At 74.9% G+C, this 23,598-nt stretch carries 21 protein-coding genes and 1 pseudogene; 16 read left to right on the top strand and 6 right to left on the bottom strand.

The genetic code is table 11. The features are described from left to right. Position 1: 1 nt before the first annotated feature. Together AB0O09_RS00215 and AB0O09_RS00210 are read right to left on the bottom strand one after the other, a co-directional pair. Entirely contained in the window at positions 2–955 is a 954-nt protein-coding gene (locus AB0O09_RS00215) for a PfkB family carbohydrate kinase (protein ID WP_363538587.1), read from the bottom strand. Then, on the bottom strand, positions 952–1,899 hold the full coding sequence (locus tag AB0O09_RS00210) for a pseudouridine-5'-phosphate glycosidase (protein WP_363538585.1): 948 nt from the start codon (positions 1,897–1,899) through the stop codon (positions 952–954). Before AB0O09_RS00210 ends, AB0O09_RS00215 begins: the two co-directional genes overlap by 4 nt. Before the next feature lie 112 nt (positions 1,900–2,011). Between AB0O09_RS00210 and AB0O09_RS00205 the strand changes: the two are divergent. The 5 genes and pseudogenes from AB0O09_RS00205 (at position 2,012) to AB0O09_RS00185 (ending at position 5,847) form a co-directional block, all read left to right on the top strand. After that, a pseudogene (locus tag AB0O09_RS00205) lies at positions 2,012–2,649 on the top strand (alpha-ketoglutarate-dependent dioxygenase AlkB). Between the two features lie 58 nt (positions 2,650–2,707). Beyond that, on the top strand, positions 2,708–3,118 hold the full coding sequence (locus AB0O09_RS00200; protein ID WP_363538583.1) for a gamma-glutamylcyclotransferase family protein: 411 nt from the start codon (positions 2,708–2,710) through the stop codon (positions 3,116–3,118). Between the two features lie 389 nt (positions 3,119–3,507). Further along, positions 3,508–3,642: a hypothetical protein gene (locus AB0O09_RS00195; protein ID WP_363538581.1), complete on the top strand. Its 135-nt coding sequence runs from the start codon at positions 3,508–3,510 to the stop codon at positions 3,640–3,642. A 62-nt stretch (positions 3,643–3,704) separates the two neighbouring features. Next, the gene (locus AB0O09_RS00190; protein WP_363538579.1) at positions 3,705–4,865 is read left to right on the top strand and encodes a GNAT family N-acetyltransferase; all 1,161 of its coding nucleotides are present in this window, start codon (positions 3,705–3,707) and stop codon (positions 4,863–4,865) included. A 199-nt stretch (positions 4,866–5,064) separates the two neighbouring features. Then, positions 5,065–5,847: a helix-turn-helix transcriptional regulator gene (locus AB0O09_RS00185; protein WP_344626666.1), complete on the top strand. Its 783-nt coding sequence runs from the start codon at positions 5,065–5,067 to the stop codon at positions 5,845–5,847. 23 nt (positions 5,848–5,870) lie between these two features. On the opposite strand, the gene AB0O09_RS00180 is transcribed toward AB0O09_RS00185, so the two are convergent. Next, complete coding sequence (locus tag AB0O09_RS00180) at positions 5,871–6,173, bottom strand: hypothetical protein (RefSeq protein ID WP_363538577.1); 303 nt, start codon at positions 6,171–6,173, stop codon at positions 5,871–5,873. Between AB0O09_RS00180 and AB0O09_RS00175 the strand changes: the two genes are divergently transcribed. From AB0O09_RS00175 to AB0O09_RS00145, 7 genes are all read left to right on the top strand, one after another. Continuing rightward, positions 6,160–6,975, top strand: coding sequence for a 3-hydroxybutyryl-CoA dehydrogenase (locus tag AB0O09_RS00175; RefSeq protein WP_363538575.1), 816 nt, complete (start codon positions 6,160–6,162; stop codon positions 6,973–6,975). The genes AB0O09_RS00180 and AB0O09_RS00175 overlap by 14 nt on opposite strands. Before the next feature lie 85 nt (positions 6,976–7,060). Further along, positions 7,061–8,272 carry an aminotransferase class I/II-fold pyridoxal phosphate-dependent enzyme gene (locus AB0O09_RS00170; protein ID WP_363538573.1) on the top strand — a complete coding sequence of 404 codons (1,212 nt, stop codon included), beginning with the start codon at positions 7,061–7,063 and terminating at the stop codon, positions 8,270–8,272. Continuing rightward, positions 8,265–9,506: an MFS transporter gene (locus AB0O09_RS00165; protein ID WP_363538571.1), complete on the top strand. Its 1,242-nt coding sequence runs from the start codon at positions 8,265–8,267 to the stop codon at positions 9,504–9,506. Before AB0O09_RS00170 ends, AB0O09_RS00165 begins: the two co-directional genes overlap by 8 nt. Before the next feature lie 57 nt (positions 9,507–9,563). Then, positions 9,564–11,168, top strand: coding sequence for a carboxyl transferase domain-containing protein (locus tag AB0O09_RS00160; RefSeq protein WP_363538569.1), 1,605 nt, complete (start codon positions 9,564–9,566; stop codon positions 11,166–11,168). A 5-nt stretch (positions 11,169–11,173) separates the two neighbouring features. Then, entirely contained in the window at positions 11,174–13,138 is a 1,965-nt protein-coding gene (locus tag AB0O09_RS00155) for a biotin carboxylase N-terminal domain-containing protein (protein ID WP_363538567.1), read from the top strand. Between the two features lie 294 nt (positions 13,139–13,432). Next, the gene (locus AB0O09_RS00150) at positions 13,433–14,836 is read left to right on the top strand and encodes an ABC transporter substrate-binding protein (RefSeq protein ID WP_363538565.1); all 1,404 of its coding nucleotides are present in this window, start codon (positions 13,433–13,435) and stop codon (positions 14,834–14,836) included. Between the two features lie 380 nt (positions 14,837–15,216). Continuing rightward, positions 15,217–15,495 (top strand): hypothetical protein, encoded by a 279-nt coding sequence (locus AB0O09_RS00145; protein WP_363538564.1) that lies wholly within the window; start codon positions 15,217–15,219, stop codon positions 15,493–15,495. A 69-nt stretch (positions 15,496–15,564) separates the two neighbouring features. On the opposite strand, the gene AB0O09_RS00140 is transcribed toward AB0O09_RS00145, so the two are convergent. After that, the gene (locus tag AB0O09_RS00140) at positions 15,565–16,074 is read right to left on the bottom strand and encodes a MarR family transcriptional regulator (protein ID WP_363538562.1); all 510 of its coding nucleotides are present in this window, start codon (positions 16,072–16,074) and stop codon (positions 15,565–15,567) included. 177 nt (positions 16,075–16,251) lie between these two features. Between AB0O09_RS00140 and AB0O09_RS00135 the strand changes: the two genes are divergently transcribed. Together AB0O09_RS00135 and AB0O09_RS00130 are read left to right on the top strand one after the other, a co-directional pair. Beyond that, positions 16,252–17,565, top strand: a complete 1,314-nt coding sequence (locus AB0O09_RS00135; RefSeq protein ID WP_363538560.1) for a multidrug effflux MFS transporter — start codon at positions 16,252–16,254, stop codon at positions 17,563–17,565. A gap of 136 nt (positions 17,566–17,701) precedes the next feature. Next, positions 17,702–18,139, top strand: coding sequence for an SRPBCC family protein (locus AB0O09_RS00130; RefSeq protein WP_363538558.1), 438 nt, complete (start codon positions 17,702–17,704; stop codon positions 18,137–18,139). 21 nt (positions 18,140–18,160) lie between these two features. On the opposite strand, the gene AB0O09_RS00125 is transcribed toward AB0O09_RS00130, so the two are convergent. Both AB0O09_RS00125 and AB0O09_RS00120 read right to left on the bottom strand, forming a co-directional pair. Continuing rightward, on the bottom strand, positions 18,161–20,770 hold the full coding sequence (locus tag AB0O09_RS00125; protein ID WP_363538556.1) for a SpoIIE family protein phosphatase: 2,610 nt from the start codon (positions 20,768–20,770) through the stop codon (positions 18,161–18,163). Positions 20,771–21,075: 305 nt separating this feature from the next. Next, entirely contained in the window at positions 21,076–21,339 is a 264-nt protein-coding gene (locus AB0O09_RS00120; RefSeq protein ID WP_263102292.1) for a DUF1876 domain-containing protein, read from the bottom strand. A gap of 177 nt (positions 21,340–21,516) precedes the next feature. Between AB0O09_RS00120 and AB0O09_RS00115 the strand changes: the two genes are divergently transcribed. Beyond that, positions 21,517–21,879 carry a tetratricopeptide repeat protein gene (locus tag AB0O09_RS00115; protein WP_363538554.1) on the top strand — a complete coding sequence of 121 codons (363 nt, stop codon included), beginning with the start codon at positions 21,517–21,519 and terminating at the stop codon, positions 21,877–21,879. Positions 21,880–22,105: 226 nt separating this feature from the next. Continuing rightward, complete coding sequence (locus AB0O09_RS00110; RefSeq protein WP_363538552.1) at positions 22,106–23,593, top strand: M1 family metallopeptidase; 1,488 nt, start codon at positions 22,106–22,108, stop codon at positions 23,591–23,593. The last annotated feature ends 5 nt before the right edge of the window (positions 23,594–23,598 follow it).

Here is a 23,598-nt window from a genome sequence, read left to right as displayed (position 1 = left end):
ATCATCGCACGGCGGCCCGACCGGTCGGCGCGGAACGGTCGGGCACGTCCCGACGCGGGCGGGCGGCCGGCGGACGGGCGCCGACCAGGGCGACCGCGGCCGCCCCGGACCGGCAGCCGGCGCGGGCCGCCTCCACCGGGTCCGCGCCGGCCAGCCGGGCGGCCAGCAGTCCGCCGGTGAAGGCGTCGCCGGCGCCGGTGGAGTCGATCGCGGCGACGCCGGGCACCCCGGGCACCCGGGCCAGCACCCGGCCGCCCGCGGCCACCAGCGCCCCTTGGGCGCCGAGCTTGACCACGGCCTCGCCGTGCAACGCGCTGAGCCGTTCGGCGGCGGTGACCGGGTCACCGGTGCCGGCCAGCAGGTGGGCCTCGGCCCGGTTGGGCAGCAGCAGGCCGATGCCGGCGAAGGCCTCGCGGACGGCGGCCGGGCCGCTGCGCTGCAGGAAGCCGGTGGACGCCGGGTCGGCGCTGACCGGCAGTCCGGCGGCGCGGGCGGCGGGCACCGCGAGGGCGGCCAGGGCGCGGCCGGGTCCGGAGAGCAGTTGGTAGCCGGAGAGGTGCAGCCGGGCGGCGCCGTCCAGGAGGTCGTCCGACCAGTCCTCGGGGCCGAGGCGGACGGCGGCGCCGCCGTCGGTGACGAGGGTCCGTTCGGCGCGCCCGTCGACCAGGCTGATCACCACGGCGGTGGGCGCCTGCGGGTCGACGGCGAGGTGGGCGGTGACGCCGGCGGCGGCGAGTTCGGCCCGGTGCCAGTCGGCGGAGTCGGCGCCGGCCCGGGCGAGCAGCCGCACCCGCGCTCCGCCGGCGGCGGCCCAGGCGGCCGCGTTCGCCCCGGCGCCGCCCGGCCGGACGGCGATCCGGGCGGCGGTGTCGGTGTGCGGGGCGAGCGGGCCCTCGTGCAGGGCGACCACGTCGGTGACGACCTCGCCGACGACGAGCAGCGCGCCCGCGGTCATCCCCGCCGCCCCGCCTGCTCGGCGGCCCGGGCGACGGCGATGCCGGCGGCCAGCCGGACGTTGCCGCGCACCGCCGCGAGGTTGGCCTCCAGCGAGGCGCCGCCGGTGTGCTCGGTGAGGTGGGCGAGCAGGAACGGGGTGATGGCCTGTCCGGTGACCCCGGCGGCCCGGGCGGCGGCCAGGGCCTCGCCGAGCACCCGGTCGTGCAGCTCCGGGTCGAGCTGCTCGGCGGCCGGGACGGGGTTGGCGACCACCAGGGCGGACTCCGCGCCGCCGAGCTCGTCCTGGGCCCGCATCACCGCGGCCACCTGGGCCGGGTCGTCGAGTGTCCAGTCCAGCGGCAGGCCGGAGCCGGTGAGGTAGAAGCCGGGGAACTCGGCGGTGCGGTAGCCGAGGACGGCGACGCCGAGGGTCTCCAGCCGCTCCAGGGTGGCCGGTACGTCGAGGATCGACTTCACGCCGGCGCAGACCACGGTGATCCGGGTGCGGGCGAGCAGCCCGAGGTCGGCGGACTCGTCCTGGCTGGTGGTCCAGTCGCGGTGGACGCCGCCGAGGCCGCCGGTGGCGAACACCCGGATGCCGGCCCGGGCGGCGAGGAAGGCCGTGCCGGAGACGGTGGTCGCGCCGCTGGCGCCGGTGGCGACGGCGGGAGCGAGCTCGCGGAAGCCCAGCTTGCGCAGCGACCCGTCGGTGGCGATCCGTTCCAGCGCGTCCTTGTCGAGGCCGATGTGCGGGACGCCGTCGAGGACGGCGATCGTCGCGGGGACGGCGCCGCCGGCCCGGACGAGGTCCTCGAGCTCGACGGCGACCGCGAGGTTGCGGGGGCGCGGCAGGCCGTGGGCGATGATCGTCGACTCCAGGGCGACCACGGGGGTGCCGGCGGCGAGGGCGGTGGCCACCTCGTCGGAGAGTCGCAGCGGGGCGGAGGGCGAGGGTCGGTCCATCCCCGTTTCCTGGCGCCGGTGCGCCGGGTTCAAACCTCGTCCGCGCGGTGGACCGGTCGACACGCCTCCACGCTATTCGCACAGATGTTCCCATGGGGCGTAGGCCGGCCGCATGCCCCACCTCCAGGGTTCGCTGTTCGACGACGCCGAGGAAACCGGCACCGGCCCGCTGGACGGCGCCCGCCGGACGGTACCGGGCGACGGCGCCTGGATCGACGAACAGCCGGGCTGCGCGGTGCCGGCGCGCTGTTCGAACGGCTCGCCGCCGAGGTCCTCTGCCAGGCCGAACGCCGGACCGTGTACGAGCGGGTGGTCGACGTCCCCCGACTGCTCGCCTTCTACGGCGAGGACGACTTCGCCGCCGGGCCGGACGCCCTGCCGCACCCGGCGCCGGCCGCCGCCCGCACCGCGCTCGGCGCCCACTACGCCGACGAACTCGGCGAGCCCTTCGCCACCGCCGGCCTGTGCCACTACCGCGACGGCCGGGACGGCGTCGCCCGGCACGGCGACCGGCTCGGCCGCGGCGGCCGCCAGGACACCGTGATGGCCGTCGTCCCGGTCGGCGAGCCGCGCCCGCTGCTGCTGCGCCCGCGCGGCGGCGGCCCGGCCGTCCGGCGGCTGCTCGGCCACGGCGACCTGCTGGTCACGGGCGGCAGCCGCCGGCGCACCTGGGAGTACGCCGCGCCCAGGACCACCCGCCCGGTGGGGCCGCGGATCGGCATCCGGTACCGGCCGCACGGGGTCCGCTGACACCGGGCGCACTCCGACGGGTACGGTGCTGCGACCCCCGACTCCCCAGGAGGGCCGTGTGCCGCCCCAGCTGCCGTTCTTCGTCTACGGGACGCTCCGTCCCGGCCACCGCAACCACCGGCGCCACCTGGCCGGGCGCTGCACCGAGGTGCGCGGCGCCGTCCTCGACGGCGCCGCCCTGCACCACGGCCCGGGCTACCCGTACGTGGTGCCCTGCCCGGGGCAGCGGGTCCGCGGCGAGCTGGTGAGCGTGCCGCCGGCGCTGTACCCGCGGGTGCTCGCCGACCTGGACCGGCTGGAGGACTGCACGCCCGACGGCCTCGGCGAGTACGTGCGCGAGCGCCTCGCCGTCCGGCTCGCCGACGGCACCGAGACCGACGCCTGGGTCTACCTCGCCGGCCCCCGGGTCGCCGCCGCGCTGCTCTCCGCCCCCGCCCCCGTCGCCTCCGGCGACTGGACGGACGCCTGATGCCCCAAGGGGCGCGTGGGCCACCTCCCGGCCCCGGACATGACGATCCCCGGCGTTCGGTGCGTCGTTCGCGTACGTGGACCGTCGTCTCCTGCACGTGTCGCCCATCGACCCGCCGGGGGTCTCGCCAGAGCCTGGATCAGGGTCACTCGGACGGCCGTCGGACGTCTCCGTCGGCGGTGCGGCTCTGTCCGGTATTCCGGTGTATTCACCAGTTTCCTCCGTATTCACCCCAGGTCAAGGGCGTCCAGCGAACTCCCAGGAATCCCCCGACCGAAAGGTCAAGGAGTGGTAAAGTCCGATTCCGTTGACGTCGCATCAGCTGCGCCCGGACGACCGCGGACCGGGCTGCCCGCAACGGTGCGGAGCGACGGCCGAAGGGGGGCGGCGTGCCGGACGAACACGCCGTCGGGGGCGGCGCCGACAGGACGGCCCCGGCGGACATCCGCAGGAACCGGATCGACACCGTGCTGCGCCACTCGCCGCTGCAGCCCGCCTTCCGCGCCTTCGCCGCCGGCCGCTGACGGGCGCGGCACACCGGAGGAGGACCAGGTCCGGGGGCACCGGGCCGGAGGGGGAGATCCGCATGACCGCAGCGACACCGGCCGGCCGGCCCGAGGTCCACCGCGCGCCGGCGGAGCTCGACGGCGAACCCGCCGACGGCTGGCGGCGCCTGGTCGCCGCCGACCCGCACGGATCGTGGTTCGCCACGCCCGAGTGGGTGCTCTCCTGGTGGGAGACGCTCGGGGCGGACAGCCCGGCGGCGGACCGGGCCGAGGTCGCCGTCTGGCGCGGCCCGGAGGGCGGCGTCGAGGCCGTCCTCCCGCTGCTGCGCACCCGGCTCCGCCTCCACCCGCGGCTGCCGTTCACCGCCCGCTGCCTCACCCTGCTCGGCTCCGGCCCGGGCGCGGCCGACCACTGCGGGCCGGCGGTGGCCGCGCACCGCCGGGAGGACGTCCGCGACTGGCTCGCCGCGCAAGCCCGGCGCACCACCCTCTGGCTGCCCGACCTCGACCCGCAGGCCGCCGCCGCGCTGCCCGCCGCGGCCCGCCCGGTGGCCCGCCCGGCCTGCCCGCGCGCCGACCTGACGGGCGGCCACGACGCGCTCGGTTCACGGCGGTTCCGCTCCACCGTGCGCCGCTACCGGCGCAAGCTGGAGGCCGCCGGGGTCGCCTTCCGCTGGGTGCCGCCGCAGGAGGCCCGGCCCGAGCACCTGGACGCCGTCCTCGACCTGCACCGGCTGCGCCGCGCCGCCCTCGGCCGTCCGACCACCTTCGACGCCCGGCGCCGCCCGCTCCACCTGCGGCTGCTGGAACGCTCGGCCGCCACCACCGCGCCCGGCGGCGACGGCCCCGCCTTCTGCCTCGCCGAGCACGACGGCCGCACCGTCGGCGCGCTGTACGGCTTCCGCTGGAACGGCTCCTTCGCCTACTACCAGATCGGCTGGGACGTGGGCTGGGCGCCGCTGCGGCTGGGCACCGTGCTGATCTCCGAGGCCGTCCGCGCCTGCGCCGAGCAGGGCCTGCACACCTTCGACTTCCTGCGCGGCACCGAGCCCTACAAGTACCGGTTCGGCGCGGTGGACCGCCACGACACCACCCTGCTGCTGCCGCACGGCCCCACCGGCGCCCTGCTCGCCCTCAAGCACCGCCTCAAGGACCGCGGCGGGCGGCCCGCGGGGCCGGCGGGAAACCCGGAATCGGTGCCGCGTTCGCGGGCAGCCGGGAGCCCGGATCGACCGGGGTAGAATCCGGGAAAGGCGTGACGTGCACATCCGTCCCGGGGGGATTTTCGGGATCCGCGACGACCGCTCCCGGGGCCGGGAGTCGGCCGGGTCTCCGGCGTTCTCGAATTCAACCGTCCGAATGTGGCGCAAGCCACAGCTGCGGGCGCGGGCGAGGGGCCGGTACGCCGGAACATCGGACCGAGACCGGAGAAATACCCAGATGCCGCCCGAGGAATCCGCCGCCCGCCGTGCCGAGGCCCTGCCCGGACTGAACGTGCTGCTGCGCAGCTGGCGCAGCAGGGCCGGCACCAGACTCGGGCTCGGCAAGCCCCTGCCGCAGGTCGACGTGGCGGGGCGGGTCGGCATGAGCGAGCGCTGGTACCGGGATCTGGAGCGCGGCACCCTGCCGCGCCTGGACCCCCGGGTGCTGGCCGGCCTGGCCGACGTGCTCGTCCTGGACGCCGACGAGCGCGCCACGCTCTACCTGTACGCCCTCGGCGGCACCCCGTACGTCGCCCCGCCCGTCCCGGGCCGGGCTCCCGACCTGCACGCGCTGCAGGAGCTGCTGGACCGTCAGATGCCCAGGCCCGCCTACCTGACCGACAGCTCGTGGAACGTCATCGGCCACAACCGGGCGATGGCCGAGTGGTTCCCCTGGGTCCTCGCCCCGGACGCCAACCTGATCCGCTGGGGGCTGACGTCCGACGAAGCGCGCGAGCAGATGCTCGACTGGCCGCAGCACGCCCGGATGTACCTGGCCATGGTCCGCTTCGCGATGGCGCAGCACCCGGACGACCCCGGGCTGGCCGCCCTGCTCACGGACGTCCTGCGGGACCCGACGTGCCGCCGGTTCTGGCAGGAGCGGACGTGCGTGGTCGCCAACCGGGACGGCCACCTCTTCCGGCTGCGGCTGCCGCACGTGTCCCCCGATGTGATCGATGCGGTGACCCAGGTCCTGATTCCGGCGGGGCACCAGGGTCTGCGTTTCGTCGTCGTCAACTGAATACAGGGAGATTCGGACAGGATTCAACGGGCGGCGACCGGCAAATATTTTCCGGTTCGCCGCCCTGTGTGCTTTTGTCCGGATCGGTGAATCGGCAAATAATTGCCGGTTGACAGTGCGAGCAATGCGTTGGAAGTCTTTTCGACCGCCGGGTCGGACACGATCCGACCCGGCGAGTTCCATTCGAAGAACCCGGAGAACGTGGTGCACGCATTCAGCTCGGCCAGGCGGAAGAATTCGGCGGCGGAGGGCATTTCACAGGACGACGGCTTCCATTGCGTCGAGCGGGTCGGCGTGGTCGGCTCGGGCGCGATGGGCTCCGGCATCGCCGAGGTGTGCGCCGTCGCCGGGGTGGACGTCAGGGTGGCGGTCTCCCGTGAGTCCTCGCTGCGCTCCGCACCGGCGCGGATCGCCGCCGCACTGGACCGGCGGGTCGCCAAGGAGAGGCTGACCGTTGAGGAGCGGGACGCGGCGACGGCCCGGATCTCCTTCACCACGGACCTCGGCGACCTCGCCGACCGGCAGCTGGTGGTCGAGGCGGTTCCCGAGGACGAGGCGCTCAAGACCGAGCTGTTCCGCACCCTCGACAAGGTGGTGGAGGACGACGCCGTGCTCGCCTCCACCACCTCGGCGATCACCATCACCCGGCTGGCCCGGGCCACCACCCGCCCGCAGCGCGTCATCGGCGTCCACTTCTTCAACCCCGTCGCGGCGATGCCGCTGGTCGAGGTGGTGCCCACGCTGCTCACCGACGACGCGGTCCGGCGGCGGGTCGAGGCCTTCCTGACCGACCGGTTGGGCAAGGTGTCGATCCCGTCCGGCGACCGCAGCGGGTTCGTGGTGAACGCCCTGCTCGTTCCGTACCTGGTCGCGGCCGTCCGGATGGTCGAGTCCGGATTCGCCTCCGCCGAGGACGTCGACCGGGGCATGCAGCTGGGCTGCGGCCACCCGATGGGTCCGCTCCGCCTGTGCGACATGGTCGGCCTCGACGTGGTCGCGGCCGCCGCCGACGCCCTCTACCGCGAGTTCCGCGAGCCGTTGTACGCCCCGTCCCCGCTGCTGTCGCGCATGGTCGAGTCCGGCCTGCTCGGGCGCAAGGCGGGCCGGGGCTTCTACGAGTACGCCTGAGCCCGCCGCCGGAGGCCGCCGGGCCTCGTACCGGGCCCGCCCCGGCCGCCCCTTCCCCCCTGTCACCTCCCCACGGAGCACCGCCATGCACGCGTTCATGAACATCAAGAAGTCGGCGAGGATCAGCCACGACTTCTGGGAGACCACCACCGAGGCCGGCATGTTCGACATCGTCGCCGCCGGTCTGGGCGACGGCCGGCACCGGTCGCTCGCCGACGGCCACGAGTTCGTCAACATGTCCTCGTACTCCTACCTGGGCCTCGACACGCACCCGAAGCTCGTCCGCGCGGCGGCCGACGCGGTGCTCGCCGAGGGCTCGCTCAACACCTCGACCTCCCGGATGCGCATCCGCTTCGCCGCCCTCAGGGACGCCGAGGACGCGCTGTCCGAGCTGTTCGACGTGGAGGCCGTCACGGTGGCCTCCTGCGCGGCCGCCGCCTGGGCCGCCCTGCCGCTGCTCGCCTCCGGGCTGCTCACCGGCGGGACGCCGCCGCTGATGGTGTTCGACAGGAACGCCCACTTCTGCCTCAACGCGATGAAGGCCAACGTCGCCGACGAGACGCAGGTCGTCACCGTCGCCCACGACGACCTGGACGCGCTGGAGGACCTCTGCCGCAAGCACCCCCGGGTCGCGTACGTCGCCGACGGCGTCTACAGCACGGGCGGCAGGGCGCCGGTCGCGGACCTGCTACGGCTGCAGGAGAAGTACGGCCTGTTCCTGTTCTTCGACGAGGCCCACGGCATCTCCACGGTCGGGGCCAACGGCCGCGGCGTCGTGCTGGAGACGATGGGCGCGATCAACGACCGGACGCTGATCATCACCTCGCTGAACAAGGGCTTCGGCGCCTCCGGCGGCGCGATCTTCCTGGGCCCGCGGGGCTCGCGGGAGCGCCGCGACGTCGCGCTGCGCAACGGCGGGCCGCTGATGTGGTCGCAGCGGATCAACACGGCCGGCCTGGGCGCCGTGATGGCCTCGGCCGAGCTGCACCGCTCCGAGGAACTCGGCCTGCTGCAGAAGCGGTTGCAGCAGAACGTCGACCTGTTCGACAGCCTGCTGCCGACGGCGCGGGCCGGTGACGGGCTGCCCATCCGGTTCGTCGACATCGGCTCCGAGGACGCCACCGTGGCCCTCGGCCGGGCCCTCCTGGAGCAGGGCTACTACGCCTCGCCGATCTTCTTCCCGGTGATCGCCCGCGGCAAGGCCGGCCTGCGGCTGATGCTGCGCGCCAACATGGGTACGGCGGAGATCGAGGACTTCTGCCACCGGCTCCGGCAGCTGCGGGCGAGCCATGTCTGACGGGTCGCCGCGGGCGGTGCTCCGGGCGCAGCCGCCCGCGGTGGCGGCGCCCCGGCCTGAGCGGCGCACCCTGCTGGTGGGGTGCGTGCTGGTGTTCATGGCCCAGATGGCCACCACCGTCTACCTGCCGTCGCTGCCGGCCGTCGAGCGGGACCTGGGCGTCTCGCGCAGCCTCGCCGCACTGTCCGTCTCGCTGTTCGTGGTCGGCGCGGCCGCCCCCGTGGTGTTCTGGGGGCGGGCCGCCGACCGGTACGGCCGGCGGGCGGCGGTGCTCGCCTCGCTGGCCCTCTTCACCGGCTCCAGTGCGCTGCTCGCGGCCGCCGGCTCGGTCACCGCGCTGCTGGTGCTGCGCGCCGTGCAGGGCGTCGGTGCGGGTGGCGCCGCCATCATCGCCCGGATCTTCGTCCGGGACCTCGGCGGCGGCGACGCGCTCGCCCGCCGGCTGTCGGTGCTGTCCGTCGCGTTCGTCTCGGCGCTCGGCGGCGGCCAGTTCCTGGGCGGCCTGATCGGCCGGTACGCGGACTGGCGGGCCGGTTTCGCCGTCCTGGCCGCCGTCGGTGCGGCGGGTGCGGTCGGTGTGCTCACGCTCCCGCTGGAGCCGGGCCGCGGCCGGCAGGAGCAGGCCGGCATGGTCCGGATCTACCTGGGCATCCTGGCTGTCCGGCAGTTCCTGCTGCCCACCGTCGCGGGCGGTCTCGGGTTCGCCACCATCGTCCTGCTCCAGGAGGTGGCGCCCTTCGTGACCCAGCAGCACTTCGGCCTGACCACCGGCGAGTACGGCGACCTGGGGCTGCTGTTCGGCCTGGCGTACCTGGCCGGGGCGCTGCTGGTGAACCGGCTGGTCGCCACGGTGGGATCGTCCTGGCTGATGCGCCTGGGCGCCCTGGTGATGACCGGTTCGGGGCTGCTGACGGTCGCGCTCTGGCTGGTGCCGGATCTCGGGACGACGGCGGCGCTGGCGGTGTTCGTGGCGCTCTACTGCGCCACCACCTTCGGCCAGGCGGCGCTGTTCCCCAGCAGCATGGCGGTCGCGGTGAGTGCCGTGACCGAGCACGGCGCCTACGCGGTGGCCCTGTGCGGCTTCCTCGCGCAGTCCGTCGCCGGGGTCGCCGCCACCGCCGCCGTCCTGCTGCACGCGGACCTCGCCTGGTCGGCCGTCGCGACCGGCCTCAGCGCCGCGGCCCTGCTGCTGGTCGGCCGGCACGGCCCGCGCCCCGCACACCCACGTACCTGATCCTCGCCCGCCCCGGCCGCAAGCCCCCCCGTACTCCACAGCGATCAGCAAGGTCCCATGACGACACTCCGTTCCCACATCGACACCACGTCGGAGACGTTCCGCCGCAACGCCGCGGCCTTCGACGACAAGCGCCGCATCATCGCGGAGGCCCGGGCGGCCGCGCTGGCCGGCGGCGACGCGAAGGCCCACCGCCGGCACGCCGAACGCGGCAAGCTCACCGCCCGCGAGCGCGTGATGCGCCTGCTGGACCCCGGGACCCCGTTCCTGGAGGTCGGGCAGCTGGTCGCGCACGACGTGTACGACGAACCCGTCCCGTCCGCCGCCCTGGTCACCGGGGTCGGCACGGTCGGCGGCCGGCCGACGATGGTCTTCGCCAACGACGCGACCGTCAAGGGCGGGACGTACTTCCCGCTGACCGTGCAGAAGCACCTGCGGGCCCAGAAGGTGGCCCGGCAGAACGGCCTGCCCTGCATCTACCTGGTCGACTCCGGCGGCATCTACCTGCCGCTCCAGGAGGACCTCTTCCCCGACGAGTACCACCTGGGCCGGATGTTCCGGAACATCGCCGAGATGTCCGCCCTCGGACTGCCGCAGATCGCCGCAGTGATGGGGTCGTGCACGGCGGGCGGGGCCTACATCCCGGCCATGTGCGACGAGGCGGTGATCGTCCGGGGCAACGGCACGATCTTCCTCGGCGGGCCGCAGCTGGTGCGCGCGGCGACCGGCGAGGTCGTCGACGCGCAGACGCTCGGCGGCGCCGACCTGCACACCCGGGTGACCGGGGTCGCGGACCACATCGCCGAGAACGACGAGCACGCGCTGGAACTCGTCCGGGAGATCGCCGTCCGCAACAGCCGCAGGGCCGTGTCGGGGCCGCCGCGCGAGCCGCGCCCGCCGCTGTACGACCCGGCCGAACTGCCCGGCATCGTCAGCGCCGGCCTGCGCGAGCACATCCCGGCCCGCGAGGTGCTGGCCCGGCTGCTCGACGGCAGCGAGTTCACCGAGTACCGCAGCCGCTACGGGCCGACGATCGTCTGCGGCACCGGACACGTCGGCGGCTACCCCGTCGGTGTGGTCGTCAACGACGGCGTGCTGTTCCCCGAGAGCGCCCAGAAGGCCGCCAACTTCATCGAGTTGTGCGTCCAGCGGGACCTCCCGCTGCTGTTCCTGCACAACATCAACGGCTTCATGGTGGGCGCCGAGTACGAGGCGGCCGGCATCGCCAAGCACGGCGCCAAGCTGGTCAACGCGGTCTCCTGCGCGAGGGTGCCGAAGTTCAGCCTGGTGATCGGCGGCAGCTTCGGCGCCGGCAACTTCGCCATGTGCGGCCGCTCGATGGGCCCGCGGATGATGGCGATGTGGCCGAGCGCCAAGTCGACGGCGGTGGGCGGGGAGCAGACCGCGACCGTGATGGCGCTGATCCGCGGCGACCAGCTCGCCAAGGAGGGCCGGACCCTCTCCGCCGAGGAGGAGGAGTCCATCAAGCGGCCGATCATCGACACCTACGAGCGCCAGTCGCACCCGCTGTACTACGCGGCCCGGATGTGGGTGGACGCCGTGGTGGACCCGACCGACACCCGCGAGTGGCTGACGCTGTGCCTGGCGATGGCCGCCGACGGTCCCCAGCAGGAGACGCGCTTCGGCGTGTTCAGGATGTGATGACGATGCTGAAACGAGTTCTGATCGCCAACCGCGGCGAGATCGCCCGCCGGATCGCCCGGACCTGCCGCCGCCTCGGCGTGGAGTACGTCGCCGTCCACTCCGACGCCGACCGCTCGGCCGCCCACCTGGAGGGCGCGGTCGACACCGTCCGGCTCGGCCCCGGCCCCGCCGCCGACAGCTACCTGCGGATCGAGGCGCTGGTCGACGCGGCGCTGCGCACCGGCTGCGACTCCGTGCACCCCGGCTACGGGTTCCTCTCCGAGAGCCCGGCGTTCGCGGCGGCCGTCGCCGGGGCGGGCCTGGTCCTGATCGGTCCGGACGCCCGGATGATCGCCGCCATGGGCGACAAGGCCACCGCCCGCGAGCTGATGGCCGCCGCCGGGGTGCCCGTGCTGCCGGGCTCCGAGCACGCCACCGAGTCGCCGGAGCAACTGGCCGCCGACGCCGGGCGGATCGGCTACCCGGTGATCCTCAAGCCGGTCGCCGGCGGCGGGGGCAAGGGCATGCAGGTGGTCGACCACCCCGACCGGCTGGCCGAGGCGGTGGCCGCGGCCGTCCGGCTCGGCCGCAGCAGCTTCGGCGACGGCCGGCTGCTCGCCGAGCGCTACGTGCCGCGTCCGCGCCACATCGAGGTGCAGGTCTTCGGGGACACCCACGGTTCGGTGGTGCACCTCTTCGAGCGGGAGTGCTCCCTGCAGCGCCGCCACCAGAAGATCGTCGAGGAGGCGCCGGCGGCGGGCCTGCCGGCCGGGGTCCGCGCGGCGATGCTGGACGCGGCGGTGCGCGGCGCCGGGGCGCTCGGCTACGTGAACGCCGGGACGTTCGAGTTCATCCTCGACGCCGACGACCGGTTCTACTTCCTGGAGGCCAACACCCGGCTCCAGGTCGAACACCCCGTCACCGAGGAGATCACCGGCGTCGACCTGGTGGAGTGGCAGTTGCGGGTCGCCGCCGGGGAGCGCCTGCCGCTCGCCCAGCACGAGATCACCGCCACCGGCCACGCGATCGAGTGCCGCGTCTACGCCGAGGACCCGGACGAGGCCTTCCGGCCCGCGCCCGGCCGGGCGGAGCGCGTCGAGTGGCCGGCCGGCGTCCGGGTCGAGGCCGCCTTCGACCGGGCCGGCGAGGTCTCCGCCTTCTACGATCCGATGATCGCCAAGCTGGTGGCGCACGGACCGGACCGGGTGGCGGCGCTGCGCACCCTCACGGACGCGCTGCGGGCCACCGCCGTCGTCGGCCTGACGACCAATCTGGGCTTCCTCGGCGACCTGCTGCGCGACCGGCGGGTGGTCGCCGGGCGCCTCGACACCCACCTGGTCGACGGGTTCGTTGCGGAGGCCGGCCGGGTCGAGCGCGCCTGGCGGGCCGCCGCGTGCGCCGCGGCCATGGAGGTGCCGGCCCTGCCCGGCGGTCCGGCCTCGCCGTGGCACGGCGCCGCCGGCGCGCTCGACCGGGGCGCGCTGGACCCGGTCGCGCCGCTCGGCCGGGTGGTGACCCGCGCCGCCGGGCGGGAGTGGGAGGCCGGGCTCACCGAGGTCGGGCCCGGACGGGTCCGCGGCACGGTGGACGGACGGTCCTTCGAGCTGACCGTCGCTCACCGGGACGGGCTGTACCGGGGCACGCTCGGCGACCGCGCGTGGTGGGGCGTCCGCACGCCCACCGGCTTCGAGATCACCGTCGACGGGTACCGCACCGCCCTCGACGTCCCGACCTTCGCCCGGGGCGACGCGGACGCCGTCGGCAACGAGGTGCGCTCGACCATGCCGGGGGTGGTCGTCGGCCTGCCGTGCGCGGTCGGGGACCGGGTCGAGGAAGGAGCCGTCCTGGTCGTCGTCGAGGCGATGAAGATGGAGAACCGCATCCTCGCGCCCTTCTCCGGCGTGGTGGCCGAGGTCAGGTGCACCCTGAACGGCCTGGTGGCGGCCGACCGGACGCTGGTGGTGCTGGCCGAGGACGCGCAGGACTGACGGGCGGCCGGGCGCGAGCCGCCCGGACCCGCGGGCGGCGGGCCGTACCGAGACGGCCCGCCGCCGACGGTCCGCCAGCCGCCCGCCCGCGTCCGGCCCCCTTCGCAAAGGGCCCATGCCGATCCGGCATGCGCAACGGCCGCGTTCCGCCGCAAGCCGACCCCGCCGAACCCTTGACAGGCACCGGACGGTGCCAGCAAGGTCCTGGGAGCGCTCCCACCAGGTGTTCCCCAGGTGTTCCCGCCGGGCCCGTGGGGCGCCTCCCACCCGATCCGTCAGTGAACGAGGCACCACATGTCAGGTACCAGACGCCGCACGACCGGCTCCCCCGCCGCGGCCGGATCCGGACGCCGGACGGCCCCCTCCCCGGGGGGCGCCGAGCCCCGCCGCCGCCGACGACTGCTCAGGGCGGCCGCCGCGCTGGGCTGTGTGGCGCTCGCCCTGACCGCGTGCAGCAGCGGCCCGGTCGCCGCACCGCAGTCCGAGTCCCCGTTCGGCGAGACCATCACCCTCAAGGTGGGCACCTTCGGCTCCTTCGGCTACCGCGAGGCCGGGCTGTACGCGGACTACATGGCCAAGCACCCGGAGGTCGTCATCACCGAGGCGGCGACCCAGGACAGCGAGGAGTACTGGGCGGACCTCACCGCGGGGCTCACCGGCCGGGGCGGCAAGCCGCTGGCCGACATCCAGGCCGTGGAGGTCGGCTACATCTCCGAGGCCACCGGCCCGCTCGCCGACAAGCTCGCCGACCTGCAGGCGGCCCCCGGGGTCCACGCCTCGTCCTGGCTGCCGTGGAAGTCGGCCCAGGCGACCACCGCCTCCGGCGCGCTGGTCGGGCTCGGCACCGACACCGGGCCGATGGCCGTCTGCTACCGCAAGGACCTCTTCCAGAAGGCCGGCCTCCCGTCCGACCGTGAGGCGGTGGGCCGGCTGTGGGCCGGCGACTGGTCGAAGTTCGTGGACGTCGGCCGCCGCTACAAGGCGCACGCACCGGCGAGGACCATGTTCACCGACTCGGCCGGCGGCCTGTTCAACGCCGTGCTGTCGAGCCAGCCCGAGCAGTTCTCGAACGCCCGCGGTGAGCTGGTCTACGAGGACAGCCCCGGGGTGAGGAAGGCCTGGGACCTCTCGGTGTCCGCCGCACGTTCCGGACTCACCAGCGGCCTCAAGCAGTTCGGTCCGGAGTGGAACGAAGCGCTGTACCTCTCCGGCTTCGCGACGATCGTCTGCCCGTCCTGGATGACCGGCGTGATCAGCAAGTACGCGGGCGACCGCGGCGAGGGCCTGTGGGACATCGCGCCCGCGCCGGCCGCCGGCAACTGGGGCGGCGCCTTCCTCACCGTGCCGAAGGCCGGCAAGCACCAGAGGGAGGCCGCCGCACTGGCCGCCTGGCTGACCGCCCCCGAGCAGCAGGCCAAGGTGTTCGCCGCGACCGGCAACCTGCCCTCGGCCACCGCCGCGCTGGAGTCGAAGGCCGTCCAGGACGCCACCAACCCGTACTTCAACAACGCCCCCACCGGCCGGATCTACGCCGACGCGGCCCGCACGGTCCTGCCCGCCCCGATCGGGCGGATGGACGGCGCGGTCAAGGCCGCCATCAGCGACGTCGCCCTGGTGGACGTCGCCCGCAACGGCACCGACCCGAAGAAGGCCTGGAACGCCGTGGTGAAGCAGATCACCGAGAAGACCGGCGGCTGACCCGGCCCGGGACGCCCGGGGACCCCGTGCCGGCAGATGGGAGCGCTCCCGTATGCTGGACACAGCCCGGTTCCGCGCCACCCCCCGCGGCGCGGGACCGGGCTCCCGCGGCTGTTCCGGTCCTCCCCCGGCCGGAACGGCGCAGATTCCCGGCCCGCGGCCACCAGGTGCATGTGGGGCACCTGGCGGCCGCGGCCCGGCCCCGTCGGCCGCCCGGCGTGCCCGCCGCCGTCCGGGCCGCCCGCCGTCCGGGTCGCGCCGGGATCGGGCAGCACCCGTACCGCGGCGGCGTCGTTGGTACCGGTATGAACACGTGCCACCCGTCCGCGCCCGATGCCCCTCCGGCCGCCGTCCCTCCGCAGGCCCTCGCCCTCCCCCTCGTGCACCAGGAGTTCGGATCCGCCGGCGGCCCCGCCGTGCGGCGGCCCGCCGCCGTCCGGGCGCCGCAGCAGACCCAGAGCTGGACGACCAGTGCGGCGGAACAGGCCAGCGACGTGCTGAGCGGCCTGCGGACCGTCGAGGTGCCGATGGCGGCCCTGCAGGCGGCCCTGCTGATCCTCACCGAGCTGGTCGCCCGGCCGCACGAGAGCACCGGGATGCGGGAGGCCGCCCGGGAGATCTGCGGCGTCTTCGCCGGGCTGACCGACCCGGCGCTCTGAGATCCGCGGCCGCCCGACCGTCCCGCCGTCGTGCCGCCGGGCGTCCGGGATGTCCGGTCGGGCCCGGTCTCAGCGCTCGGGGTTCTCCACGACGGCGCGGAGGGCGGCCAGCAGGTGCGGCCGGTCGTCGGGGGCGACCGGGGCGAGCAGCAGCCGGTCGACGATCCGGGCGTGCACCTCCGAGGCGCGGCCGAACGCCACGGCGCCCTCGGGGGTGGCCCCGACCAGGGTGATCCGGCGGTCCGCGGGCGAGGGGGCGCGCCGGACGAGGCCGGCCTGCTCCATGCGGTCGACCAGCCGGGTGGTGCCGCCGCTGGTCAGGGTGAGGCCCTCGGCGAGCTCCCGCTGCGGAACCCCTTCGCCGCGGGCGCGGGCGAGCATCAGCAGCACCTCGAACATGGTGTGGCTGAGCCCGCACTCGGCCCGCATCGCGGTGTCCACGGCCCGGTCGAGGCGGGCCGCGGCGCGCAGCAGCAGGCCGAGCTCGTGGACGGCCGGGCGGTCGGCCGCCGCCGCGAGCTCCGCCGCCGTCCGGTGTTCCCCGGACGGCCGGCCGGCCGCCGCCGGTGCGATCTCCATGGCCGGTGAGTCTACTGATCGTTTCCGGCGCCGTGCCCTGCCGAATCGACTGAGCAGTCAATTGCTGAGCAGTCAGCTATCCGGCTACCCTGGTCCGGCACACCCGGTCCCGCACCCGCGCCACCCGGGCCGACCGCCGGAGAAGGCCGACCGCCGGAGAAGACGGAGAGACCGCCGATGAACCCCGCCTCCGCCCGGCCGGCCCGCCCGGCCACCGCGTCCGCCACCGCCTCCGCGGCCTCCGCCGCCGCCTCCGCGGCCTCCGCCACCGCCTCCGCGGCCTCCCCCGCCGGGTCCGCGGCGCCCGGCCGGGGCCGGCGCCTGCGGCTGATCATGGTGCTCGGCGCGCTCTCCGCCTTCGGGCCGCTCTCGCTCGACATGTACCTCCCGGCCCTCCCCGCCCTCGCCGGGGACCTCGGTGTGCGGGACGCCGACGTGCAGCTCACCCTGACCGCCTGCCTGCTCGGCCTCGCCCTCGGCCAGCTGGTGGCCGGGCCGCTCAGCGACCGCCGGGGCCGGCGCGGCCCGCTGCTGGTCGGCCTGGCCGGCTACGTCGCCGCGTCCGCACTCTGCGCGGTGGCGCCCGACGCCGAGGTCCTGACCGCCGCGCGGCTGCTGCAGGGCCTGGCCGGCGCCGCGGGCATCGTGATCAGCCGGGCGGTCGTCCGCGACCTCTACGACGGCGTCGAGGCGGCCCGCTTCTTCTCGCTGCTGATGCTGGTGAACGGCCTCGCGCCGATCCTCGCCCCCGTGGTGGGCAGTCAGTTGCTGCGCTTCGCCGACTGGCGGGCGGTGTTCGCGGTGCTCGCCGCCGTCGGCGCCGCACTGCTCGCGGCCGCGGCGCTCGCGCTGCCCGAGTCGCTGCCCGCCGAGCGGCGCAGCGGCGGCGGCCTGCCCCGGACGGTGCGCAGCTTCGGCGGGCTGCTCGCCGACCGCCGGTTCATGGGGTACGCGGTGGGCGCCGGGTGCGCCTTCGCCGCGATGTTCGCGTACATCTCCGGTTCCTCGTTCGTGCTGCAGCAGGTGTACGGGCTGGACGCCCAGCAGTTCAGCCTGGTGTTCGGCGGCAATGCGCTGGGCCTGGTGCTGCTGGGCCAGCTGAACGCGCGGCTGCTGCGCAGCCGGTCCCCGGAGGTGATGCTGCGGGCGGGTCTGGCGGTATCGGCGTCGGGCGGGGCCGGGCTGCTGCTGGCGGTCGTCGCGGGGCTGGGGCTGTGGGCGGTGTGCGGCTCGCTGCTGCTGGTGGTGGCGGCGGTGGGGCTGGTGATGCCGAACTCGACGGCGTTGGCGCTGTCCGGACGGGACGACGCGGGCACGGCCTCGGCCCTGTTGGGGCTGCTGCAGTTCGCGCTGGGCGGGCTGGCCGCGCCGCTGGTGGGTCTGGGCGGTTCGGGGTCGGCCCTGGCGATGGCGGTGGTGATCGCCGGTTTCGCGGCGGCGGCGGTGCTGGTGCACGCGCTCTGGCTGCCGCGGCCGGCGGCGTCGCTCTGACACCCGGGCCCGGGCCGGGGCGGCGGCGGGCACGGAATCCGCACGGGTTTCCGCGTCCGGTACCGGCCGCGTCTTTTGCGGGGCCGCCGGGGGCGGGGGCAGGCTGGATGCGGGAGCCGAGAAGGCGAGGAGAGCGATGAGCACCCTTGAGGAGCAGATCGAGATCGGTGCCCCGGCCGACGCCGCCTGGGACCAGCTGCACCGGATCGCCGACTACCCCCGCTTCGTCGAGGGCGTCCTGCACGCCTCCGCCCGTGGCAGCCACCGCGCCCGTCTGGACGTGGCGGTGGACGGCGGCCACCGGGAGTTCGACGCGTTCTTCACCGACCGCGGCCACAACCGGGTGATGACCTGGGAGACGGTGGACGAGCCGCACCTGCGCGGCACGTTCGCGCTGCGCCCGCTGGACGAGCACCGCACCCAGGTGCAGGTGCGGATCGAGTACGAGCCGGCGGCGGTGGAGGAGCTGTTCGGCGGTGCGCCGCACGGTTTCGCGCTGGCGAGCGCGATCGAGCGGACCGTCCGGACGGACCTGGAGCAGTTGCGCGACCTGGTGGAGCACCGCATGCGGTGAGCGGCCGGGCCGGGCCCGCGCTCAGGGCAGCAGCTGCTCGGCCCAGATGACCTTGCCGGTGTCGGTGTAGCGGGTGCCCCAGCGCTCCGCGAACTGGGCGACCAGGAAGAGGCCGCGGCCGCCCTCGTCGGTGCTGGCGGCGTATTTGAGGTGCGGGGAGGTGCTGCTGCTGTCGGAGACCTCGCAGATCAGGGTGCGGTCGCGGAGCAGCCGGACGCGGATCGGCCCGCCGCCGTAGCGGATGGCGTTGGTGACGAGCTCGCTGAGGATGAGTTCGGTGGTGAAGGCGAGGTCGTCCAGGCCCCACTCCGCCAGGCGGCGGCTGACCTCGCCGCGGACGCCGGAGACGGCGCTGGGGTCGGCGGGGACCTCCCAGGCGTCGACGTTCTCGGCGGGCAGCGCGCGGGTGCGGGCGACGAGCAGGGCGATGTCGTCGGTGGGGCTGGCCGGGAGCATAGCCTCCAGCACGGAGTCGCAGGTCTTCTCGGGGGTGAGGCCGGGTCGGGCGGCGAGCGAGGAGCGCAGGAGTTCCAGGCCCTCGTCGATGTCGCGGTGGCGGTCCTCGACCAGGCCGTCGGTGTAGAGGACGAGGTGGCTGCCCTCGGGCAGGTCGATGTCGACGGCTTCGAAGGGCATGCCGACCAGGCCGAGCGGGGCGCCGGCCGGGAGTTCGGGGAACTCGACGCTGCCGTCGGGGTGGGCGACGGCGGGCAGCAGGTGGCCGGCGCGGGCCATGGTGCAGCGCAGCGCGACGGGGTCGTAGATGGCGTAGAGGCAGGTGGCGCCGGTGATGGGGGCGTCGCCGTCCAGGGAGGCGTCCTGGTCGATGCGGTTGACGAGGTCGTCGAGGTGGCCGAGGAGTTCGTCGGGGGGCAGGTCGAGGGCTGAGAAGGTGTGGACGGCGGTGCGCAGCCGTCCCATGGTGGCGGCGGCGTGCAGGCCGTGGCCGACGACGTCGCCGACGACCAGGGCGACCCGGGCGCCGGAGAGCGGGATGACGTCGAACCAGTCGCCGCCGACGCCGGACTGGGCGGGCAGGTAGCGGTAGGCGAGGTCGAGGGCGCTCTGGTCGGGCAGGCCGCCGGGCAGCAGGCTGTGCTGCAGGGTGACGGCCATGGCGTGTTCGCGGGTGTAGCGGCGGGCGTTGTCGATGCACAGGGCGGCCCGGGCGACGAGTTCCTCGGCGACGGAGCGGTCGTCCTCGTCGAAGGGTTCGGGCCGGTCGGAGCGCCAGAAGCTGGCCATGCCGAGCACCACGCCGCGGGCCTGCAGGGGCACCGTGAGCAGGGCGTGCACGCCGTACTCCTGCACGCCGGTGGCCCGGTCGGGGTGGTAGTGCTGCCAGGCCGCGAAGGCGGCGGTGAGGTCGGGTTCGAGGACGGCGTCGCCGGAGGCCATGGCGCGGGCCCGCGGGGTGTCGGGGACGAGCGGGACGGGCTCGCCCACGGGGATGAACGGGGAGTCGGGGCGGACCCCGCTGTGGCCGGCGCGGAACATCATGCTGGGCGTGCCGCCGGGTTCGTCGCCGCGCAGCACGGGTTCGGCGAGGTCGACGGTGACGAAGTCGGCGAAGACGGGGACGGCGGAGTCGGCGAGCTCCTGGGCGGTGCGGGCGACGTCGAGGCTGGTGCCGATCCGGCCGCTGGCGTCGTAGAGCAGTTTGAGGCGGCGTCCGGCGAGTTCGGCGCGGCCGGAGAGGGCCTGGAGTTCGGTGGAGTCGCGGAGGGTGACGACCCGGCCGGGCGGTCCGCCGTGGATGTCGGTGGCGCGGACGTTGACGGCGAGCAGCCGTTCGCCGGCGCTGACCACCCGGTCGGTGACGGTCTCGCCGGAGATCAGCAGGTCGGCGAGCGGGCGGTCGAGGCCGAGGGCGGCGACCTTGCGGCCCTCGGTGTCGGCGGGCAGCGGCAGCAGGCGGCGGGCCTCGTCGTTGGCGAGCAGGATCGTCCCGGAGCCGTCGAGGATGAGGACGCCCTCGCGGACGGCGTGCAGCACGGCGTCGTGGTGCTCGTACATGCGCGTCATCTCGGCGGGGCCGAGGCCGCGGGTCTGCCGGCGCAGGCGGCGGCCGACCAGGGCGGTGCCGATGGTGGCGAGGGCGAGGGCGCCGGCCGCGGTGGCGAGCAGCAGCGGCAGCTGCTGGTCGGCGGTGTCGGCGATCTTGGCCTTGCGGACGCCGGCCGAGACGATGCCGACGACGCTGCCGTCGGTCTCCTTGACGGGGACGGTGGCCTGGACGAGCGGGCCGATGGTGCCGTTGACGCTCTCGATGACGGTGTTCCCGGCGAGGGCGGGGGCGATGGTGCCGACGAACTTCTTGCCGATCCGGTCGGGCATGGGGTGGGTGTAGCGGATGCCCTCGGTGTTCATCACGACGATGAAGTCCACGCCGGAGGTGACCCGCGCGGCCTCGGCCCGCGGCTGCAGGACGACGGTGGGTTCGGGTGTGCTGAGCGCCTCGATGATGCCGGGCGAGTTGGCGAAGGCCTGGGCGACGGCGAGCGAGCGGTTGGCCGCCTCGCGGGTGATGTCGCGGCGCGACTGCAGCACCAGTTCGACGCCTGCGGCGACCACCAGGAGCAGCACGATGACGACCTGGAGGACGAACACCTGGCCTGCGACGGAGCGCATTCGCAACGCCGACCACGGACGTCGACCGGTGGAGTCGGGGACCGACGGGGCCCGGGATCGGTCCCTGAATCGGACCATACGCCCATGTGTACCCCGGTCTGCCCCGCCGGGCCAAGAGGTGAGCGCGGTCACATCGCTGGACGGACGGGCCGGTCACGCAGGGTGCGGGTGTGCGGGCGCGTCGTCGGCGCACCCGGCGGGCGGCCGGTGTGCGTCGACGGCGGCCCGTCCGGTCGCGGTGCGTGACGGTCCGGGCGGGGCCGGCGGAGCCGGTCCTCCGTCGTGGATGCCGTCGGTGGATGCCGTCAGTAGATGAGGTAGTTCGGCCGGTGGCCCTCGTCGGCGATCTCGCCGTCGGCCACCGAGCGCAGTTTGCGGGAGAGTTCGTCGAGTGCGCGGGAGGCGGCCACCTCCTCGCCGATCCGGGCCAGCGGGCGGTCGTCGCGGCTCTTCACCGCTTCGCCGTGGCCGCTGAGGCCGGGTGCGTGCGAGCCGCGCAGCCGGGCGTCGCAGGCGGTGTTGACACCGTCCTCCTCGAAGACCAGCTCGATGTCCCACTGGTTGTGCATCGCGCACCTCCTCGTGGCGGGTCCCGCTTCCAGCGTGCGCCCGCGGGCGCAGGCGGGACAACCCGGGGCCGGCCCTCCGCGAGGCCGCGGGAATGCCGCCCTGTCGGTGAACGTTCAACCGATCGGTCCCGAGGCGGACCGGACGGGGGACGGACACGCACCGAGAGGAGTCGCACGGTGTTCCACGAGTACCTGGCGGGCGAGACCGCCGAGCAGTGGCGCTGGGCCGGACTGTACTTCGACACGAAGGAGTACGCCGAGGCGGCGAAGCTGCTCGCCCCGGTGGTGGAGCAGCACCCGGAGCAGGTCGGCCCGCGGCTGCTGCTGGCCCGCGCCTACTACCACTCCGCCCAGCTGGGGCGGGCCGAGGAGCAGCTGCGCGAGGTGGTGGCGCGCGACCCGGTCGAGCAGTACGCGCACCTGATGCTGGGGCGGACCCTGGAGCGCCAGGGCCGGGCAGCGGAGGCGGCCCGCTGGCTGCGGCTGGCGGCGGCGCTGGAGGGCCCGTCCGGGCAGGACCCGGCACCGGCCGGCGGGTGACGCCCCCCGGGTGACGGACCGGAAGGGTCCTCGGCGGCGGGTCGGCGGCCCGGGGCCGTCCGGGGCAGTGGTCCGGGGCCGTCCGGGGTGCGGCGGATGTCGGCCGGTCGGCCGAAAGGCGTCCTTGCATGCACACGTCATCAAGGTGACACTGAGGCGCGCCTGACGGAGGGTCGAACCGACCCTCCGTCATCCGACTGCACCCCGACCGCACTGGAGGACCCCTGTGCGCACGAGGACGATCGTCTCCCTGGCTGCCGCCGCCGTCCTGCTGTTCGCCGACCCGGCGTCGGCGGCCGCGGCGGCCGCCGGCTCCCCGGGCATCGGCGACGCCTACTACCCCACCTACGGCAACGGCGGCTACGACGTCTCGCACTACGACGTCCGGCTGAAGTACCAGCCCGCCACCGACCGGCTGGAAGGCACCACCACGATCCTGGCCACCGCCACCCAGGACCTCTCCCGCTTCGACCTCGACTTCGCGCTGGACGTCTCCGAGGTGCTGGTGGACGGCCGCCCGGCGAAGTTCGCCGCGACCGGCGAACAGGAGCTGGAGATCACCCCGGCCACCCCGCTCGCCAAGGGGCAGCGCACCACCGTCGTCGTCCGCTACGCGGGCACCCCCTCGGCCGTCTCCCGCTACGGCTTCACCGCCTGGCTGCGCACCCCGGACGGCGGGGTGGCGGCCGGCGAGCCGGAGGCCGCCTGGTGGTGGTTCCCGAGCAACGACCATCCGTCGGACAAGGCCACCTTCGACGTCTCGGTGCTCGTCCCGGACGGCACCCAGGTGATCTCCAACGGCGACCTGGTCTCGCAGAGCTCGAAGATCGGTTGGACCCGCTGGAACTGGCGGCAGAACAAGCCGCAGGCCACCTACCTGGCCACCCTGGCGGTCGGCCGATTCGACATCACCCGCTCCACCAGCCCCGGCGGCATCCCGGTGCTCAACGCCTACAGCAGGGACCTCGGCGACAACGACGGCGCGGCCCGCGCCAGCGTCGAGCGCACCGGCGAACTCGCCGACTGGCTCTCCGGCCTGTTCGGCCCGTACGCCTTCGGCTCGGTCGGCGGCTACGTACCCAACGTCAAGACGGGCTACGCGTTGGAGAACCAGACCCGGGTGTTCTACAGCCCGCGGCAGTTCTCGCGCGGCTCCAACACCTCGGTGGTGGTGCACGAGCTGGCCCACCAGTGGTTCGGCGACACCGTCTCGGTGCGGCGCTGGAGCGAGATCTGGCTGAACGAGGGCTTCGCGACCTACGCGCAGTGGCTCTGGTCCGAGCACGAGGGCGAGGGCACCGCGCAGGAGCTCGCCGACTGGGTGTACTCCTCGCACCCGGCGGACGACCCGTTCTGGTCGGTGAAGCCCGGCGACCCCGGCGCGGACCACCAGTTCGACGGCGCGGTGTACGACCGCGGCGCGCTCGCCCTGCAGGCGCTGCGCACCGAGGTCGGCGACGACGCCTTCTTCCGGATCCTCAAGGGCTGGCCGGCCGAGTACCGGTACGGCAGTGCGACGATCGCCGACTTCCGGCGGTTCGCCGAGCAGGTCTCCGGCCGGCCGCTGGGCGACCTGCTGCAGACCTGGCTCTACACCCTGGCCAGGCCGGCCCGCGGTGCGGTGCCGTCCACGGCCGCCCCCGGTGCCCGCCCGACGGCGGCGCCGGCCGAGCCGCGCTCCTGGGCGAAGATCCACGCCGCACAGGAGCACTGACGGTG

Origin of the sequence: Kitasatospora sp. NPDC093679, assembly GCF_040683455.1 — a bacterium.
In the GTDB taxonomy this organism is placed as follows: Bacteria; Actinomycetota; Actinomycetes; order Streptomycetales; family Streptomycetaceae; genus Kitasatospora; species Kitasatospora arboriphila.
The sequence above is the reverse complement of the archived record's forward strand: the minus strand, read 5'-3'. Positions and strand labels throughout refer to the sequence as shown.

Excerpts from the sequence above, each read along its gene's own strand:
- AB0O09_RS00215 (WP_363538587.1), bottom strand. The coding sequence starts at position 955 with ATGACCGCGGGCGCGCTGCTCGTCGTCGGCGAGGTCGTCACCGACGTG.
- AB0O09_RS00190 (WP_363538579.1), top strand. The coding sequence starts at position 3,705 with ATGACCGCAGCGACACCGGCCGGCCGGCCCGAGGTCCACCGCGCGCCG.
- AB0O09_RS00150 (WP_363538565.1), top strand. The coding sequence starts at position 13,433 with ATGTCAGGTACCAGACGCCGCACGACCGGCTCCCCCGCCGCGGCCGGA.
- AB0O09_RS00125 (WP_363538556.1), bottom strand. The coding sequence starts at position 20,770 with ATGCGCTCCGTCGCAGGCCAGGTGTTCGTCCTCCAGGTCGTCATCGTG.
- AB0O09_RS00155 (WP_363538567.1), top strand. The coding sequence starts at position 11,174 with ATGCTGAAACGAGTTCTGATCGCCAACCGCGGCGAGATCGCCCGCCGG.
- AB0O09_RS00210 (WP_363538585.1), bottom strand. The coding sequence starts at position 1,899 with ATGGACCGACCCTCGCCCTCCGCCCCGCTGCGACTCTCCGACGAGGTG.
- AB0O09_RS00175 (WP_363538575.1), top strand. The coding sequence starts at position 6,160 with ATGGGCTCCGGCATCGCCGAGGTGTGCGCCGTCGCCGGGGTGGACGTC.
- AB0O09_RS00185 (WP_344626666.1), top strand. The coding sequence starts at position 5,065 with ATGCCGCCCGAGGAATCCGCCGCCCGCCGTGCCGAGGCCCTGCCCGGA.
- AB0O09_RS00165 (WP_363538571.1), top strand. The coding sequence starts at position 8,265 with ATGTCTGACGGGTCGCCGCGGGCGGTGCTCCGGGCGCAGCCGCCCGCG.
- AB0O09_RS00140 (WP_363538562.1), bottom strand. The coding sequence starts at position 16,074 with ATGGAGATCGCACCGGCGGCGGCCGGCCGGCCGTCCGGGGAACACCGG.
- AB0O09_RS00135 (WP_363538560.1), top strand. The coding sequence starts at position 16,252 with ATGAACCCCGCCTCCGCCCGGCCGGCCCGCCCGGCCACCGCGTCCGCC.
- AB0O09_RS00170 (WP_363538573.1), top strand. The coding sequence starts at position 7,061 with ATGCACGCGTTCATGAACATCAAGAAGTCGGCGAGGATCAGCCACGAC.
- AB0O09_RS00160 (WP_363538569.1), top strand. The coding sequence starts at position 9,564 with ATGACGACACTCCGTTCCCACATCGACACCACGTCGGAGACGTTCCGC.
- AB0O09_RS00130 (WP_363538558.1), top strand. The coding sequence starts at position 17,702 with ATGAGCACCCTTGAGGAGCAGATCGAGATCGGTGCCCCGGCCGACGCC.
- AB0O09_RS00180 (WP_363538577.1), bottom strand. The coding sequence starts at position 6,173 with ATGCCGGAGCCCATCGCGCCCGAGCCGACCACGCCGACCCGCTCGACG.
- AB0O09_RS00120 (WP_263102292.1), bottom strand. The coding sequence starts at position 21,339 with ATGCACAACCAGTGGGACATCGAGCTGGTCTTCGAGGAGGACGGTGTC.